Origin of the sequence: Stenotrophomonas rhizophila (genome assembly GCF_003751305.1) — a bacterium.
Lineage (GTDB): Bacteria > Pseudomonadota > Gammaproteobacteria > Xanthomonadales > Xanthomonadaceae > Stenotrophomonas > Stenotrophomonas rhizophila_B.
On sequence record NZ_RJKV01000001.1, the window covers coordinates 1,748,977 to 1,764,563 of the forward strand.

At 65.1% G+C, this 15,587-nt stretch carries 12 protein-coding genes and 9 tRNA genes; 13 read left to right on the forward strand and 8 right to left on the reverse strand.

Going from position 1 to position 15,587, the window contains the following annotated elements; genetic code table 11:
- Positions 1 to 13: 13 nt before the first annotated feature.
- The 6 genes from EDF74_RS07870 to EDF74_RS07895 all read right to left on the reverse strand — a co-directional run bounded on the left by EDF74_RS07870 (position 14) and on the right by EDF74_RS07895 (position 8,364).
- Positions 14 to 2,302 carry an Orn/Lys/Arg decarboxylase N-terminal domain-containing protein gene (locus tag EDF74_RS07870; protein ID WP_123729535.1) on the reverse strand — a complete coding sequence of 763 codons (2,289 nt, stop codon included), beginning with the start codon at positions 2,300 to 2,302 and terminating at the stop codon, positions 14 to 16.
- Positions 2,303 to 2,323: 21 nt separating this feature from the next.
- Positions 2,324 to 3,673, reverse strand: coding sequence for an arginine/agmatine antiporter (gene adiC, locus EDF74_RS07875; RefSeq protein WP_123729536.1), 1,350 nt, complete (start codon positions 3,671 to 3,673; stop codon positions 2,324 to 2,326).
- A 51-nt stretch (positions 3,674 to 3,724) separates the two neighbouring features.
- A complete protein-coding gene (locus EDF74_RS07880; protein WP_123729537.1) occupies positions 3,725 to 5,158 on the reverse strand; it encodes a DcaP family trimeric outer membrane transporter in 1,434 nt (477 codons plus the stop codon).
- Positions 5,159 to 5,535: 377 nt separating this feature from the next.
- Entirely contained in the window at positions 5,536 to 6,345 is an 810-nt protein-coding gene (dsbG, locus tag EDF74_RS07885; protein ID WP_184997131.1) for a thiol:disulfide interchange protein DsbG, read from the reverse strand.
- A gap of 39 nt (positions 6,346 to 6,384) precedes the next feature.
- Complete coding sequence (locus EDF74_RS07890) at positions 6,385 to 7,185, reverse strand: TlpA disulfide reductase family protein (protein ID WP_123729539.1); 801 nt, start codon at positions 7,183 to 7,185, stop codon at positions 6,385 to 6,387.
- A 114-nt stretch (positions 7,186 to 7,299) separates the two neighbouring features.
- Positions 7,300 to 8,364 (reverse strand): GlxA family transcriptional regulator, encoded by a 1,065-nt coding sequence (locus tag EDF74_RS07895; RefSeq protein WP_123729540.1) that lies wholly within the window; start codon positions 8,362 to 8,364, stop codon positions 7,300 to 7,302.
- Between the two features lie 211 nt (positions 8,365 to 8,575).
- On the opposite strand from EDF74_RS07895, the gene EDF74_RS07900 reads away from it, so the two are divergent.
- From EDF74_RS07900 to EDF74_RS07945, 10 genes are all read left to right on the forward strand, one after another.
- Positions 8,576 to 8,974, forward strand: a complete 399-nt coding sequence (locus EDF74_RS07900; RefSeq protein ID WP_123729541.1) for a heavy metal-responsive transcriptional regulator — start codon at positions 8,576 to 8,578, stop codon at positions 8,972 to 8,974.
- Positions 8,971 to 11,322: a heavy metal translocating P-type ATPase gene (locus EDF74_RS07905; RefSeq protein ID WP_123729542.1), complete on the forward strand. Its 2,352-nt coding sequence runs from the start codon at positions 8,971 to 8,973 to the stop codon at positions 11,320 to 11,322. The genes EDF74_RS07900 and EDF74_RS07905 overlap by 4 nt, the downstream gene beginning before the upstream one ends.
- Positions 11,323 to 11,403: 81 nt before the next feature.
- Positions 11,404 to 11,479 (forward strand) — tRNA-Ala (locus tag EDF74_RS07910).
- Between the two features lie 53 nt (positions 11,480 to 11,532).
- Positions 11,533 to 11,608: transfer RNA gene (locus EDF74_RS07915), tRNA-Glu, on the forward strand.
- A gap of 224 nt (positions 11,609 to 11,832) precedes the next feature.
- A tRNA-Ala gene (locus EDF74_RS07920) sits at positions 11,833 to 11,908 on the forward strand.
- Positions 11,909 to 11,959: 51 nt separating this feature from the next.
- Positions 11,960 to 12,035, forward strand: a tRNA-Glu gene (locus tag EDF74_RS07925).
- 134 nt (positions 12,036 to 12,169) lie between these two features.
- Positions 12,170 to 12,245: transfer RNA gene (locus tag EDF74_RS07930), tRNA-Ala, on the forward strand.
- A gap of 49 nt (positions 12,246 to 12,294) precedes the next feature.
- A tRNA-Glu gene (locus EDF74_RS07935) sits at positions 12,295 to 12,370 on the forward strand.
- 104 nt (positions 12,371 to 12,474) lie between these two features.
- A tRNA-Ala gene (locus EDF74_RS07940) sits at positions 12,475 to 12,550 on the forward strand.
- 50 nt (positions 12,551 to 12,600) lie between these two features.
- Positions 12,601 to 12,676: transfer RNA gene (locus EDF74_RS07945), tRNA-Glu, on the forward strand.
- A 50-nt stretch (positions 12,677 to 12,726) separates the two neighbouring features.
- On the opposite strand, the gene EDF74_RS07950 is transcribed toward EDF74_RS07945, so the two are convergent.
- Positions 12,727 to 13,143: a GNAT family N-acetyltransferase gene (locus EDF74_RS07950; protein WP_123729543.1), complete on the reverse strand. Its 417-nt coding sequence runs from the start codon at positions 13,141 to 13,143 to the stop codon at positions 12,727 to 12,729.
- Positions 13,144 to 13,248: 105 nt separating this feature from the next.
- On the opposite strand from EDF74_RS07950, the gene EDF74_RS07955 reads away from it, so the two are divergent.
- Positions 13,249 to 14,205, forward strand: a complete 957-nt coding sequence (locus EDF74_RS07955) for an SOS response-associated peptidase family protein (protein ID WP_123729544.1) — start codon at positions 13,249 to 13,251, stop codon at positions 14,203 to 14,205.
- Positions 14,206 to 14,212: 7 nt separating this feature from the next.
- On the opposite strand, the gene EDF74_RS07960 is transcribed toward EDF74_RS07955, so the two are convergent.
- The gene (locus EDF74_RS07960; RefSeq protein WP_123729545.1) at positions 14,213 to 14,593 is read right to left on the reverse strand and encodes a response regulator; all 381 of its coding nucleotides are present in this window, start codon (positions 14,591 to 14,593) and stop codon (positions 14,213 to 14,215) included.
- 124 nt (positions 14,594 to 14,717) lie between these two features.
- Here EDF74_RS07960 and EDF74_RS07965 point away from each other — a divergent pair.
- Positions 14,718 to 14,804, forward strand: a tRNA-Leu gene (locus tag EDF74_RS07965).
- A 342-nt stretch (positions 14,805 to 15,146) separates the two neighbouring features.
- Positions 15,147 to 15,530: a hypothetical protein gene (locus EDF74_RS07970; RefSeq protein WP_221180334.1), complete on the forward strand. Its 384-nt coding sequence runs from the start codon at positions 15,147 to 15,149 to the stop codon at positions 15,528 to 15,530.
- Positions 15,531 to 15,587 lie beyond the last annotated feature (57 nt).

Sequence of the window (15,587 nt, forward strand, 5' to 3'; positions counted from 1 at the left end):
CTCCGCGCAGGCGTCAGACCTTCAGCACCTCCACCTTGTAGCTCGGCGCGTCGCCGTCGGTGTCGATGATAAGCCCGTGCACATCCGACTCGAAGCCCGGGAAGCGCGCGTTCTGCTCGCGGGCGATCCGCAGCGACTGGATGATCGGCTCATCGCTGGCGCCGAAGCGCTCACCCGGCATGATGGTCGGAATGCCAGGCGGATACGGCACCAGCATGGTGCCGGCAATACGACCGCTGATCTGCTCGATATCGACCCGCTCGATCTGGCCGCGCACCAGGTGGTCGTAAGCCTCGGCCGGGGTCATCACCGGTTCGGGCAGATCCACGTACATCGCGCGCATCACCTGGGCCACGCCGAACTCATCGTTGAAGGCATGCAGCGCATCGCACAGATCGCGCAGGCCCCAGCCGGCGTAGGCGATCGGGAACTCGGCGGCGAGCTGCGGCAATGCGCGGGTCAGCGGCGCGTTGCTGTCGTAGAGCTCCTTGAAGGCCATCAACTCGGTGACCAGGGTGCTCCACTTGCCCTTGGTGATGCCCATCGAGAACAGGAACAGCACCGAATAGAGGTTGGTCTTCTCCACCGTGATGCCACGGGTCCACAGGAACTTGCTCAGTACCGCAGCCGGAATGCCGCGCTGGCCCATCTCGCCGTCCATCGACAGCCCCGGCGTGAGCAGGGTCACCTTGATCGGATCGATCAGCACGTAGTCGTCGACCAGGCCATCAAAGCCGTGCCAGTGCGCGCCCGGCTGCAGGTACCACTCGCTGCGCTTGGCCACCATCGGGGCCGGCGCATCGCCCTTGGCCAGCGAGCGCTCCAGCTTGTCCGGCTGCCAGACGCTGAACCACCAATCGTCGCGACCCAGATCCTCGCGCACGTGCAGCATCGCGCGGCGGAAGGCGATCGCTTCGTCGTGCATCTCCTGCACCAGCGACTCACCGGCCGCCCCTTCCATCATCTTCGAGGCTACATCGCACGCGGCGATCACCCCGTAATGCGGGCTGGTCGTGGTGTGCATCATGAAGGCTTCGTTGAAGCGCTCCGCATCGAGCTCACGGGAGGCCGCATTGCGCACGTGGATCATCGAGGCCTGCGAGAACGCGGCCAGCAGCTTGTGCGTGGAGTGCGTGGTGAAGATGATCGCATCCTGCTCGCGCGGCTTGCCCTTGGCCATGCCGTAATGGTTCTCGTAGAACGGATGGAAGGCAGCGTAGGCATACCAGGCTTCGTCGAAATGCAGGAAGTCGACCGCACTGCCGATTTCCTCGGCGATTTTTTCCGCGTTGTAGCAGAGCCCGTCGTAGGTCGAGTTGGTCACCACCGCGATGCGCGGCTTTGACCCGGCCTTGTACGCCTTGCTGGCCAGCGGGTTGGCGGCGATGGCCTGCTGCAGCGACGCGGGGGTGAACTGATCCAGGCTGATCGGGCCGATGATGCCGTGCGCGTTGCGGCTCGGAGTGAAGTACACCGGGATGCCGCCGGTCATGATCAGCGAGTGCAGCAGCGACTTGTGGCAGTTGCGGTCGACGAACACCACATCGCCCCGCCCCACGGTCCCGTGCCAGACGATCTTGTTGGCGGTGGAGGTGCCGTTGGTGACGAAGAAGGTATGGTCGGCGCCGAAGTTGCGCGCCGCCTCGTTCTCGGCCTCCTTGATCGGGCCGGTGTGATCGAGCAGTGAACCGAGCTCCGGCACCGAGATCGACAGATCGCTGCGCAGCGTGTTCTCGCCGTAGAACTGGTGGAACGCACGCCCGACCGGCGACTTGGTGAACGCTACGCCGCCGGCATGCCCCGGCGTGTGCCAGGAGTAGTTGGACTCGGCCGTGTGGTGGATCAGGGCCTTGAAGAATGGTGGCAGCAGATTGGCCATGTAGTCTTCGGCCGCACGCATCACCTGGCGAGAGATGAAGCTCTTGGTGTCTTCGAACAGGAAGATGTAGCCGTGCACGAATTTCAGCAGCTTGCTCGGCACCTTCTCGATGGTGCGCCGTTCGCCGTACAGAAAGACCGGCAGGTTGGCGCGCCGGGCCGTCTGCTCGCGCAGGAAGCCCAGCAGCCGCTGGAACTGCTCGGGATTTTCCTCGGTGCCATCGATGGAGATCAGCACCGCCGAGGCCGCCACATAGGTGCGCGCACCGGCCTGCGCATCGGCCAGGGTCAGGCCGCATAGGACGCGCTGGTCGTTCTTGCGCAACTCGTCCACCAGCGCACGGATCAGGATGCCGCCGATGCGCGGGGATTCGTAGTCGTCGTCGATGACGATGATCGGGTAATCAAGGGACTTGAAGTACACAGGGATTCTCCTGGGGGAAGATCACGAAAGCGTCGTGCGGACGGCGGCGTCAAGCGCGGGCAGCTGGCCGCGCTGGCGGCGACGCTCCTCGCTGAAGAACGGATAGAACACCGTGATGAACAACACGAACAGGAAGGCGTACTGCACGATGTTGCCGGCCGAGCCGAAGATCGCCCACAGGCAGTACACGACGGTGACACTGGTCAGCAGCCAGAACGCGCCGGTATGGACCAGCGTGTGCGAGCGCTCCACCACGAAATAGCAGGCCACGCAGGAGTAGATGTACGGCAGCAGGGTCAACACCACCGCCGCGGAGGTGATCACATCGAACTGGGCCGAGGCGGTCTTGGACGTGGAGGTGACCAGCACCGCCAGGGTCATCAGTACCGCCACGATCAGCACGCCCTTGACCGGCACATCGTTCTTGTTGGTCTTGCTGAAGATGCTGGGGAACAGGCCGTCATCCGAGGCCGCCTTGGCACTCTGCGCGGTCAGCAGGATCCAGCCACCGAGCGAGCCGGCCGCCCCCACGAAGGCGCACAGACTCACCAGCGCCCCGCCCCAGCCGCCCACCGCATTGGCCGCCGCCAGCGCGAACGGCGCATCGGACACCTGCAGGTCGCCATTGGGCACCATGCCCATGATCACCGAGGAGCTGGCGATGTAGGCGATCGCGGCCAGGAACACGCCGGCCAGCGTCGCGCGGGCCACGTTCTTCTCCGGGTTCTCGACCACACCGGCGGTCACCGACGCCGATTCCACGCCGATGAAGGCCCACAGCGTCAACGCCGCTGCACTGGAGATCGCGCCGAAATTGGATTCACCGGAGACGTTGTAGGCCCCCTTGAAAATGGTCGGATCAAAGAAGAACCAGCCGAAGATCGCGATACCCAGGATCGGCACCAGCGCGAAGCTGGTGGTCACCGTCTGCAGCTTGCTGACGAACGACGGGCCGATGACGTTGGCGAAGCTCAGCGCCCACACCAGCGCCAGCACCGCGATGCAGCGCGGGAGTGGTTCGGACAGGATCGGGAAGAAGTAGCTGAAGTAGCCCACCGCTGCGATCGGGATGGCGACATTGCCGATCCAGTTGGCGAACCAGTAGACGGCGTTGGTCTGGAAGCCCATGTAGGGTCCGAACCAGTCACGCGCATGGGCATACGGTCCACCGGCCTTGGGCGCCAGTTTGCCGAGCTTGGCGAACACGAAGGCCAGCAGCAGCGCACCGGCGGTGGTGATCAGCCAGCCCCAGATCGAGGCGGTGCCGATCTTGGCCAGGCTGGAGGGCAGCAGGAACACCCCCGACCCCATCATGTTGCCGGCCACCAGGAAGGTGGCGCCGACGACCCCGATTTTCTTTGCTTGTGCCATGACGCTTGCTCCTTTGCCAGGCAGGGGCCCGGTCATGCCGGGCGGAGGGAGTTACTTGATGAAGTTGTATTGCAGGCTGCCCTGCAGCCGCATCGTGTCGCCGCGTTGCCCGCTTTGCTCTTCCAGTTGTCCGTAGAGCAGTTCCATGCCCATCGTCCAGGACGGCGCCGGGCTCCAGAGCAGGTTGAAGACGCCATAGCGGCTCTGGCGGAACGCATCGGCAGCCAGCGCCGCGTTGCGTCCGCTGGTGAGCTGGCCGTAGATCAGGTTCGAGCGCCAGAGCGGCGACCAGTAGTGCGTGTACCCGACGAAGCCGCCGTACAGCGACAACGCCTGCAGGCGCCCGTCTGCGGTCACCACCGCATCCATGCCCGAGCCGGTGAGATCGGCCGTGTAGCGCGCCAGGCCCTTGCCGCCGAGCATGCCGAACAGCAGCAGGTCCTGTTCGCCCACCGCAGCCGAGCCGCTGAGCTGCAGGCCACCGGCGACACGACGCCCATCACCGGCATCACCGTCGTAGCCGAGGCTGCGTGCGACCGCACCCAACTGCAGATGGCCCCAGTCGCGCTCCATGCGGGCGGTAACGGTGACATCCGGCAGTTGATCGACCGGCATGATCCCCGCGGCAGGGTTGCTCAACTGGGTATCCGGATCTTCGGCAGCCACGGTCAGCGTGTTGCCCTTGCCCATCGCGAAGCTATGGTGGATGCCGGCCACCAGCAGGTAGCCCGCCCCACCTGGTCCGGCGAAATCCAGGGTGTCGGGCAGGCTGTCGGCATCCATGAAGGTCGAATAGCCATAGCCGGCGTAGGTATTACCGAGCTGCCCGTAAGCATGGCGCAGGCGGAACTGATAGCTGTCACTGCTGCCGAAGAAGTCGTTCTCCAGATAGAAGCGCAGGTTGCCATGCGTGGTCGGGCGCCGTGCTTCGAAGCTGAAGCGGGTCTGCTTGGCATGCAGGGTGAAATTGGCGACATCGCGGTGCGCGCTGCCGACCGGAATGGACGAGGTGATGAACTGTTCCTGGTCGCCGGCCGCACGCGCATCGGCGATCGCATCAAGCTTGGCGTAGCCGCCGATGCGGATCAGGGTGTCGGTGTTGGGGATCGCGAAGAAGCCTTTCAGCTCGGGATCGGTCGGACCGGCAGCGCTGTCCGGGCGGGACGCGGCGGTGGACGGATCCGCAACGGAGTCGCGTTGCGGGAGGATCGCCTGGCCCATGCCCGGCACCTGTGCCTGGGCCGCCAACGCGGCCGGGGGTGCAGCGGGAAGATCCATCGTGCCGGGTACCGCGGGGGCCGCGATCCGCGTCTGGGTGGGCGGAGGCTTCCCCGATTCGATCGCCTGCAGGCGTCGCTCCATCTGGTCCAGCGTCTGCCGGAGTGTCTGGATGTCCTGCCGCAATGCCGCGGCCGAATCCTGTGCATTCACCGGCGCGGCAGCCACCGCTGCCACGCATGCGATCGTCCACACAGCAAAGCGCATCACCCCATCCTCCATGACCCGTACACAGCCGGATGCACCCTCGCCAGCCGGCGTCGATGACGTCGCGGGCCATGGGTACGCTCGCACGGGATCCCCTCATCCCTGAGGGCAACACTGCCAGCGCAGCGCTGCCAGCGGCTTGAGTACCAAGCGGGCAGTGAGAAGGTCGTGAACGTCTGAAGGCAGTTTCCTGACTGAACGCGCGCGCTTGCGGGAGGGGCCAGGCAATGCAGGAGAGTGCGCATGGAGGCCAGCGTAGCGATCCACGCAAACGCGGCCTTGATTCAGATCAACTTGATCGCACCACACTGCAGCGCAAGGCATGACGCATCGCGCCGAGCAGGACCCGGCGCGGGATGCAGCGTATGAAGGGCCGCTCAGCGCGAACCGAGCACCACCGTCATGTCATCGCCCTGCGGCATGCCCGAGCGGCGCTGCACCATGCCCTGCGCATCCTTGAACAGGATGCCCGGAGTGCCCTGGAAGCCCAGTTCGATCATCAAGACCTGATTGGCATCAAGCTTGTTGGCTACCTCGGCGGTCAACGACGCCGTCGGCTTGATGCCGCCGCGGTCAAACAGCCGCTCGTTCTCCAGCAGTGCAGCGCTGGGGTTGGGCGCAGTAAGAATGGCCGCGGCCTTGGCCGGGCTGTCTTCGCGGATGACGCCGACCATGACGTGGCGCAACTGCACCTTGCCGGCGTCGACCCACGGGCGCGCCGCTTCCCAGAAGCGATGACAGTAGGGGCAATTGGCATCGCTGAAGGTGTAGACCACGCGCGGGGCGTCGGCGCGGCCATCGCGCACCCAGGCACTCTCGTCGAGCTTCTTCCAGGCACGCTCGGACATCGGCTTGGCCACCAGTTTTTCCAGCGGTGCCTCGCCCACGTCCTGGCCGTTGGCATCGAACAGGCTGCCGACCACGACGTGCTTGCCGTCTGCGGTTACATATGCGGCCGCCGGCTGCTGCCCGCCGACCACGCCGGCGAACCCGCGCAGCCCACCCGGCGCATCGAACTCGCCGATCACTTCAAAGCCATGCTTCTCGATGCCCTTCAGAACCGCTGGGCGATCACCGCCGGCTGGCACCGTTGCCGCATCGCCGGCCTTCGGCGTCTGCGCCTGGCTGCAACCGGCCAGTGCGATGAGCAACGCGGTGACCAGCGTGCGCGGGGAATTCAACGTCATGGAAACTCCAGGATTCATGGAACAAACGACCCGCGACCGTTACAGATCGTCGAGCTTGGATTGCAGGCCCGCGGCGGTCAGCTCGCCCAGGTGCAGGTGCCGCAGGCGGCCCTGCCCATCGAAGAACAGGGTAGTCGGATACGCGTGGACCTGCAGCTGCTCGGCGGTGAGCGCGTCTTCATCAAGCAGTACGTTGTGCAGCGACAGCTGCTCGGCCGCCATGAACGCGTTGACCTCGTCGCGCGTTTCCCCCTGGTTGACGAACAGGAATCCGATATCCGGGTGGCGCTGCTGCGCGCGGGCGAGCACCGGCATTTCGCGGCGGCACGGGCCGCACCAGCTGGCCCAGAGATTGATCACCACCGGCTTGCCCTGCGTATCGTTCAGCGCGGTCGGGCGCCCCTCCAACGAGCTCAGCGTGATCGCCGGCAACGTCACCCGTGATTGCTGAAGCCACCCGGCACCGGTCGACAGCACCGCCCAGCTCAGCAGACCCGCCAGCGCAGCGGCACCCACGCGACGGCGCAGTGCGGGCCAGCGACGCAGACGCCATGCACCCCATCCCAACCCCACCAGCAGCGCCGGCCACAGAAGGAATCCACCATCGCCGATCCGCAGCATCGCCCAGGGATCGGCGGCATAGTCGCCCGCATGCCGGATCACAAAGCCGGCGCGTCCCGCCAGCATGCCCAGCAGCAGCATGTCCACCACCACCGACCGAGGACGCGGCGCGCCTTCGGTTGTCGTCCCCCGCATGACGCTGGCCACCAGCATCGCGATACCGGTGGCCACCAATACCCACACCACCGCAAGCGGTACCGGGCCTGCACTACTGATCATTCGTCGTCTCCACCGTCGCCCAGGTTGTTTCCGGGCGACAGCTGCATTGCATGGGGCCCGCGGGCATGGTCACCGCAAGGCCCTGGGGGATCAAGCACGAAGACCTTGCACGATTCAGGCAGCCGAGCGGATCGGCTCCGCCAGCCGTCCGGATGGGCCGCTGGTAGCACGCTCGCGGTGCTGCGCCGCCACCTGCCGCCGATAACGCGCCGGTGTCAGCCCGACGATGCGCAGGAACAGACGGCGGAACGCGCTCTGATCGGAGTAACCCACCGCCCACGCCACCTGGTCGACCACGCCCCCGCTCTGCAGCAGCAGCTGCGCCTTGGCGATGCGCAACCGCTGGCAGTATTCGATCGGGCGCATGCCGGTGGCCTTCAGGAAACGCCGCTGCAGCGTGCGCGGCTCGAGCCCGGCCTGCGTACAGATGTCGTCCAGGCCCACGCCACGGGCGGCGATGCCGTGCAGCCAGCGCTGTGCCTTGAGTACGCAGCGGTCGCCATGCGCGAAGTTGGGGCTGAAGCGCTCCAGGTCGTCCAGCTCGCTGCGCGGAATCATCAGCTGGAGCTGCTGGATCACCGTGTTCATCACACTCTGGCCGTACACACGGGCCAGAAGACGCAGGCTGAGGTACTTCCACGCCTCCTGCCCGGCGGCAGTGAGCAGATCGCCATCGTCAACCAGGGTGCGCTCACTGGGCAGCCAGCTGGGCACCATCGTGCGCAGTGCCGGGCAGCGCGCGGGATCGGGCACACTCACCGAGCGGCCCGCCAGCACGCCGGAAGCGGCCAGCAGCAGCCCCCCTTCGTCGCAGCCGGCCAGCAGGCTGCAGCCCTCATGGCATTCACGCAGCCAGGCCAGCAGGCGCTCATCCGGCGGCGCCATTGCCCAGCTGGACTCGCTGCCCGGGATCACGATGATCGTGGGAAACGCATCGCCGAACAGTTCGGCACCGGCGACGCGCTGCATGCCGCGTGAGGACATCGTCCAGCGGGTCACCAGCATCCGCGCACCGGTGCGCCGTCCTGCCGCGACGGTGCGATTGCAGCGCTGGGCCAGCTCGGACAACACCGACGCGGCAGCACGCAGGCTGCCAGGAAATTCCACTACAGCCACTTCCATCAGGGTCGGGGTGTCCAGCCGGCGATCGGGCTGGAGCGTGTTACGGGGTGCATCCATGGCCAAACTCCTGAAACATTGCGGCCGGGCGTGGGGCCCGGCACACCTGGGCGGTACGTAAGATGGCCTGAGGCTACGGCCGTCCCGGATGGACAGCCATGCAACTAGTTGCAAATTTCACGCGGACTGAATTTTCAGTGGGGTTTCAGTAAGGCTTGACTCTTGACCAGACTCCAAGGTTCAGAATGACCCCGTCATCCAGGAGGTGGTCATGAACATTGGACAGCTCGCACGCCAGGCCGGCGTACCTATCGATACCGTCCGCTACTACGAGCGGCAGCACCTGCTTCCCACTGCGCAACGCAGCGCGGGCGGCTACCGCGTCTTCAGCGCCAACGACCTCACCCGCCTGCAGTTCATCCGGCGGGCCAAGGCATTGGGCTTCACCCTGGAGGAAATCGGCGAACTGCTCGGCCTCAGCGATCAACGCGGCCAGGATATGGCCCAGGTCCGCGACAGCGCGGTGGTCAAACTCGCCGACATCGAGACACGCATCCGCGAACTCCAGCGGATGCACGCCGCGCTCAAGCAGTTGGTGGATGCGTGCCCCGGCCATGGCGATCTGGAGCAGTGTCCAATCCTTGCGGCGCTGACGGAGACGCGCGCATGAGCACTCCCCACGCGCATGGCGGCGGCAGTTGCTGCAGCACCAAGGCGGCCGCCGGTGCCAACACCGTGACAGACCTGGTCTGCGGCATGGCGGTTGATCCCGCCACCACCGCCCATCACGCCCGGCATGACGGCAGCGACTACCACTTCTGCAGCGACGGATGCCGGCGCAAGTTCATCACCGATCCCCAGCGCTACCTGGATCCCTCCTCGCATGTGGCCGAGCCGGTGCCGGCCGGCACGCTGTACACCTGCCCGATGGACCCGGAGATCGTGCAGGAAGGCCCGGGCACCTGCCCCATCTGCGGCATGGCGCTGGAGCCGATGATGCCCACCCTCGACGAGGGCGAAAACCCGGAACTCACCGACTTCCGCCGGCGTTTCTGGTGGAGCCTGCCACTGAGTGTGGCCACGATGACGCTGGCCATGCTGGCGATGACGCCGCTGCTGCATGGCTTGTCGCCTGACCTGCGGGTGTGGATCGAGTTGGCGCTGGCTACTCCGGTGGTGCTGTGGGCCGGCTGGCCGTTCCTGCAACGTTGGGCGCAGTCGATCCGCAACCGCAGTCCGAACATGTGGACGCTGATCGGGACCGGTGTACTGGCCGCCTATGGCTACAGCGTGGTCGCCACGATCGCACCGGGCCTGTTCCCACCCTCGTTCCAGCAGCATGGGCATGTCGGGGTGTATTTCGAAGCCGCTGCCGTGATCATCTCGCTGACCCTGTTGGGCCAGCTGATGGAGCTGCGGGCGCGTGCCAAGACCTCTGCCGCGATCAAGGCACTGCTCGGCCTGGCGCCGAAAACCGCCCGCGTCCTGCGCGACGATGGCCACGAAGAGGACGTGGACATCACCGCCCTGCAACCCGGCGATCGCCTGCGCGTCCGCCCCGGTGAGAAAGTACCGGTGGATGGCACAGTGCTGGAAGGCCGCTCCTCCATCGATGAATCGATGCTCACCGGCGAACCCGTCCCGGTCGGCAAGGCCGTCGGTGACACGGTGATCGGCGCCACCCTCAACGGCACCGGCAGCCTGGTGATCCGTGCCGACCGCCTCGGCGAAGACAGCATGCTGGCGCAGATCGTGCAGTTGGTGGCGCAGGCCCAGCGCTCGCGTGCGCCGATGCAGCGCATGGCCGACACCGTCGCGTACTGGTTCGTACTCGCCGTGCTTTCCGTCGCGGTGATCACCTTCTTCGGCTGGGGTCTGTTCGGGCCGGAACCGTCCTGGACGCACGCCGTGCTGAGCGCTGTGGCGGTGTTGATCATCGCCTGCCCCTGCGCGCTTGGGCTGGCGACGCCGATGACGATCATGGTCGCCACCGGCCGGGCCGCGCAGCATGGCGTGTTGTTCCGCGATGCAGAGGCGATTGAAGCACTGCGCCAGATCGACACGCTGGTGATCGACAAGACCGGCACGCTGACGGAAGGCCGGCCGGCATTCCGCGCGGTGCAGGCGGTTGCACCGTTCGACGCCGCTGCGGTGTTGCGCTGGGCGGCGAGCCTGGACCAAGGCAGTGAACATGCGCTGGCCGCAGCGATCGTTGCCGAAGCGCGTGCGCGTGGTGTCACGCTGGCCCAGGTGGTCGATTTCGATTCACTCACCGGCATGGGCGTACAGGGTGTGGTCGAGGGCAAGCGATTGTTGCTGGGCAATACGGCACTGATGGATGCGCACGGCATTGCGCTGGACGCGTTGCGTGACGATGCCGAGCACCTGCGTGCTGCCGCGGCAAGCGTGATGTACCTCGCGGTGGATGGTCGACTCGGCGGTCTGCTCGCCGTGGCCGATCCGATCAAGGCCTCCACCGCTGAGGCGATCGCGCAGTTGCATCGCGATGGCCTGCGTATCGTCATGGCGACCGGCGATGGCCTCGCCACGGCCAACGCGGTCGCCGCGGAGCTCGGCCTGGATGAGGTGCACGGTGAGATGCGCCCCGCCGACAAGGCCGAGCTGATCCGTTCGCTGCAGGCGCAGGGGCGCAAGGTGGCGATGGCCGGCGATGGCATCAACGACGCCCCGGCACTGGCGAGTGCCGATGTCGGTATCGCGATGGGCAACGGCACCGACGTGGCGATGTCGAGCGCGCAGGTCACGCTGGTGAAAGGCGACCTGCGCGGCATCCTGCGTGCACGCCAGCTATCGACGGCGAGCGTGCGCAACATGCGCCAGAACCTGGGTTTTGCGTTTCTCTACAACGGGCTGGGCATTCCGGTTGCGGCCGGCGTGCTGTATCCGCTCGGCATCGCGTTGTCGCCGATGTTGGCCGCGGTTGCGATGAGCTTGAGTTCGGTATCGGTGATCAGCAACGCATTGCGTCTACGCCATCAACGACTGCCCAGCCGATGAGCGCGCATGCATGATGAACTTTCTTCACTTTTCCCTTGCCAATCCAAAACGTCGTCGCTATGATTTCGCTCCTCACGACGTGGGGCCATAGCTCAGCTGGGAGAGCGCCTGCATGGCATGCAGGAGGTCGGCGGTTCGATCCCGCCTGGCTCCACCAATCCGATCATTAGGCCGATCAGATTGCAGTGACAAAATTTGAAGTTTTCGTGCGTCCCCATCGTCTAGAGGCCTAGGACATCACCCTTTCACGGTGGCGACCGGGGTTCGAATCCCCGTGGGGACGCCAATTGCAACGCACTAAGCCCTGACCTCGGTCGGGGCTTTTTGTTTGTGACACCACAATCCATGGTCGTCATCGGCGGCGTGTTTTCTCGCGTGCCTGTCGATGCACTCGCCTGGGCAAAGGCCAGCCTCTGCCGTTGGACACTGCGTGCATGCTTTGTTCGTTATTTCAGAAAAAAGACTTGGCGAACGCTTCACGGCCGCGTAGAATTCCGCCTCCAGCATCGTGGGGCCATAGCTCAGCTGGGAGAGCGCCTGCATGGCATGCAGGAGGTCGGCGGTTCGATCCCGCCTGGCTCCACCACTCCGGACCTTAGGCCGTTCGGGTGTGCTGAACAATTTGATGAGTTTATGCGTCCCCATCGTCTAGAGGCCTAGGACATCACCCTTTCACGGTGGCGACCGGGGTTCGAATCCCCGTGGGGACGCCACTCATCAGAAGAACACCGAGGCCCGGCATGCCGGGTCTTTTTGTTCACCGCCTACTGCGGTTGCGATGCGGATGCCTCAAAGGCTTCCACAAACGTGAACAGGCAGATATACTAGGCGGCTCGCGGTACAACGTGGGGCCATAGCTCAGCTGGGAGAGCGCCTGCATGGCATGCAGGAGGTCGGCGGTTCGATCCCGCCTGGCTCCACCACTTCTCCGGACACAGGCCGTCCGATAGAAGCCAAAATTCGGTTTAACGCGTCCCCATCGTCTAGAGGCCTAGGACATCACCCTTTCACGGTGGCGACCGGGGTTCGAATCCCCGTGGGGACGCCAGCTTCAAACAAACAGCCCTGACCTCGGTCGGGGCTTTTTGTTTGACGAACCCCTTCCCATTCGGCAAGACCGCCGCTATGATAGGCGGCTCGCAGCACAACTGTGGGGCCATAGCTCAGCTGGGAGAGCGCCTGCATGGCATGCAGGAGGTCGGCGGTTCGATCCCGCCTGGCTCCACCACTTCTCCGGACACAGGCCGTCCGATAGAAGCCAAAAATTCGGTTTAACGCGTCCCCATCGTCTAGAGGCCTAGGACATCACCCTTTCACGGTGGCGACCGGGGTTCGAATCCCCGTGGGGACGCCAGCTTCAAACAAACAGCCCTGACTTCGGTCGGGGCTGTTTGTTTATGGGCCTTACGCTACGACCTTGGCCATCCCTGCCGATCGCGGCGCGGTCAAGGCAAAACCGAACTGCGCATACAGGCGGTGCGCCTGGCCATCGGCAATCAGGCTCACATACGCACCGACCGCATTCTCCCGCAGCCAGCCATCCAGCCGACGCATCACGGCCTTGCCCAGGCCCTGCCCCTGGCGGTCAGGCACGACCGCGATATCCACCACCTGCAGGAAGCAGCCACCGTCGCCGATGATCCGGCCCATGGCCAACAGCCGATCCCCCTCGCGCAGGCTCACACCGAAGACCGTGTTGGGCAGGCCACGTGCCGCCGCCTCGGCCGTCTTGGGGCTCAGCCCGGCGAGTACCCGCAGCGCGCGGTACTCCTCCACGCTGGGCGGCAACGGAATGCAGTGAACACCAACGGGCAGCGACATGACGCGGATCCAGTACTGAATGGACGCTCAGCATGCCCGAACGGATTCGCAGGATGTGCGACCCACAGGCCTATCCTGTCCCCCTGCCCGCCCTGTTTGCCTGCCATGTGCTATTCCGCCCAGATCCGTGCCGACTACACCAAGCTGGTCCGTGAGTACGGCGCCATGCTGTCGCTGGACGAATTCGCCCAGCTGTATGCCCACGACGCCGGCAAACAGCGACCCAAAACCCCCAAGGCGATGGACGATGGCTTCGCTGGCGCGCGCACGCCCCAAGGCCAGGAGATCGTGGCGCGGATCCAGCAGTGGCATGCCGAGGAAATGCAGGCACTCGACGAAGAAGTTCGGCTGCAGGGAGCGCGATTGAGGGCGGCCGAGGCGCAACTGGTCGCGCGCGCCACACAGAAGGCACGCAACGAGGTACGCGTCGCGGGCAACCGCATCGACCGCGCACAGACACGCCTGTCCGATCTGCAGCGCGCCGGTCTGGTACCACGCGACAGCCGCATCTTCCCAGGCGTGTACGCACCGGTGATCGTGTCCGAGCAGGGCCAGCGCGTGATCAAACCGATGCGCTACCAATGCCGGCTGCCGGACAAGCCCGCGCGCAACGACGTGCTGTATCCCGGCACCTACAACGCGCGCCGCGACAGCCTCGAGGCGTATTGGAAATCCGCGTTTGGCCATCAGCATGGCGTGGTGGTGGTGCAATCGTTCTACGAGCACGTGCCGCGGCACGCCCTGGAACAGCGGCTGCTGTCGCCAGGCGAAAAAGCCGAGAATGTTGTCCTGGAATTCAGCCCGCAGCCGCCGCGCGACCTGCTGATCGCCTGCCTGTGGTCGGAGTGGGAAGGGCCGGAAGGCCGGCTGCTGTCGTTTGCCGCCATTACCGACGCGCCGCCGATGGACGTGGCGCGCACCGGCCATGACCGCTGCATTGTGCCGATCCGGCCGGCGCATCTGGATGCCTGGTTGAACCCGGATCCGCAGGACCTTGCGGCGCTGTACCGGATCCTGGACGACCGCGAGCCGGTCACACTCGCCCACGCCGAAGCCGCGTGAGCGCTGCTCAGCCGGCGACCGAATCGCCGACCTGCGCGCGCGCCAGGGCAGCGTTCAATTCAGCGGTCAAATACGGCTTGCTCAGAATCACGCCCGAGCGGAAGGCGTCGGGCAGATGCGCGGTGGCCATGCCGGTCGCCAGCACGAAGGGAATCTGGCGCGCCGCCAATGCCTGGGCGACGGGCTCGCTGGTTTCGTTGTTGGCCAGCCGATAGTCCAGCAGGGCAACCTGCGGCTGGGTCTCGCCCAGCAGGCGTAACGCCTCGCCCACCGAGGCCGCCAGCCCGACCACGATGGCGCCGGACTGGACCAGTTGCATCTGCAGCAGGGCCGCGCTCATTTCGTCGTTCTCGACCACCAGTACCCGAAGATCCTGCAGCGCGCTCATGACGACTCCCTGTATGGTTCAGCGCGATGAGTATAGCGTCCTGTGTAGGTGAAACCCTGACAGGAACTTAAGCATTCAGGTCTGCACAGATGTGTGAATTTTGTATACACTACGCGGCCAGCCAGCCGAAGTGGCGGAATCGGTAGACGCAGCGGACTCAAAATCCGCCGCCCTTAAAAGCGTGTGGGTTCGAGTCCCACCTTCGGCACCAATGGTTTGCGGGGTTTCTGGATGGTCAGAAGCACTCTGCAAAGAATGACGCGCTCCGCAATCAGCGGAGATGAGACCCCGCTTAGGCGGGGTTTTTTCGTTTGAGGCGGGCTTGCCCCCCGTCAGGGAACCCATGCGCAATGACGCCGCAAACGGTCGGACGTCGGGACGCGCCACACCTTCCGCCCCCGAACCATCTCCACCCGGGCAAAGATGCGCGCTAACCTTATGTTGAATAAGGATTTAAGTCCGTTCTAAACGTGGTCAATTATTGTTTTCCTCGTGGTGCATCGCTGCGCGAGGTGTGCAATACTCCGCCAATCCCGCCCCCGCTTGGCTTGCCATGCAAACCGCCCCGCTCTTCCGTAGCGTCCCGCTCAGGGACTCGTTGCATTTCGGGAAAGGCACCGAATTCGAGCCCAAGAAGGTTGCAGAGTTCATGCAGCTGGACCGCAATGCAGTCTCGAAGATCGCATCTGTTGCGGTTGCCTCCGTCCGCTGGGACGACGGCGAGCCGAAGGCTGTCAGGGAACGACTGGAGGAGATCGGTGCCGTTGCCAACATGGTGGCGGACATCTTCGAAGGCGATGCAGCAAAGACTGCTCTCTGGTTTCGTACCAGGAACCCGCTGCTAGGTGACATCGCACCACGCGACATGATCCGGCTTGGTAGACACGATCGTTTGCGCCGCTTTATTGTTACGGCAATTCAAGAGGATCAGGCCTGAGAGTCCATGGCACGGAGGTCGAAACAGCCTGTCCCTCTGCACGGTGTTCCGAACGAC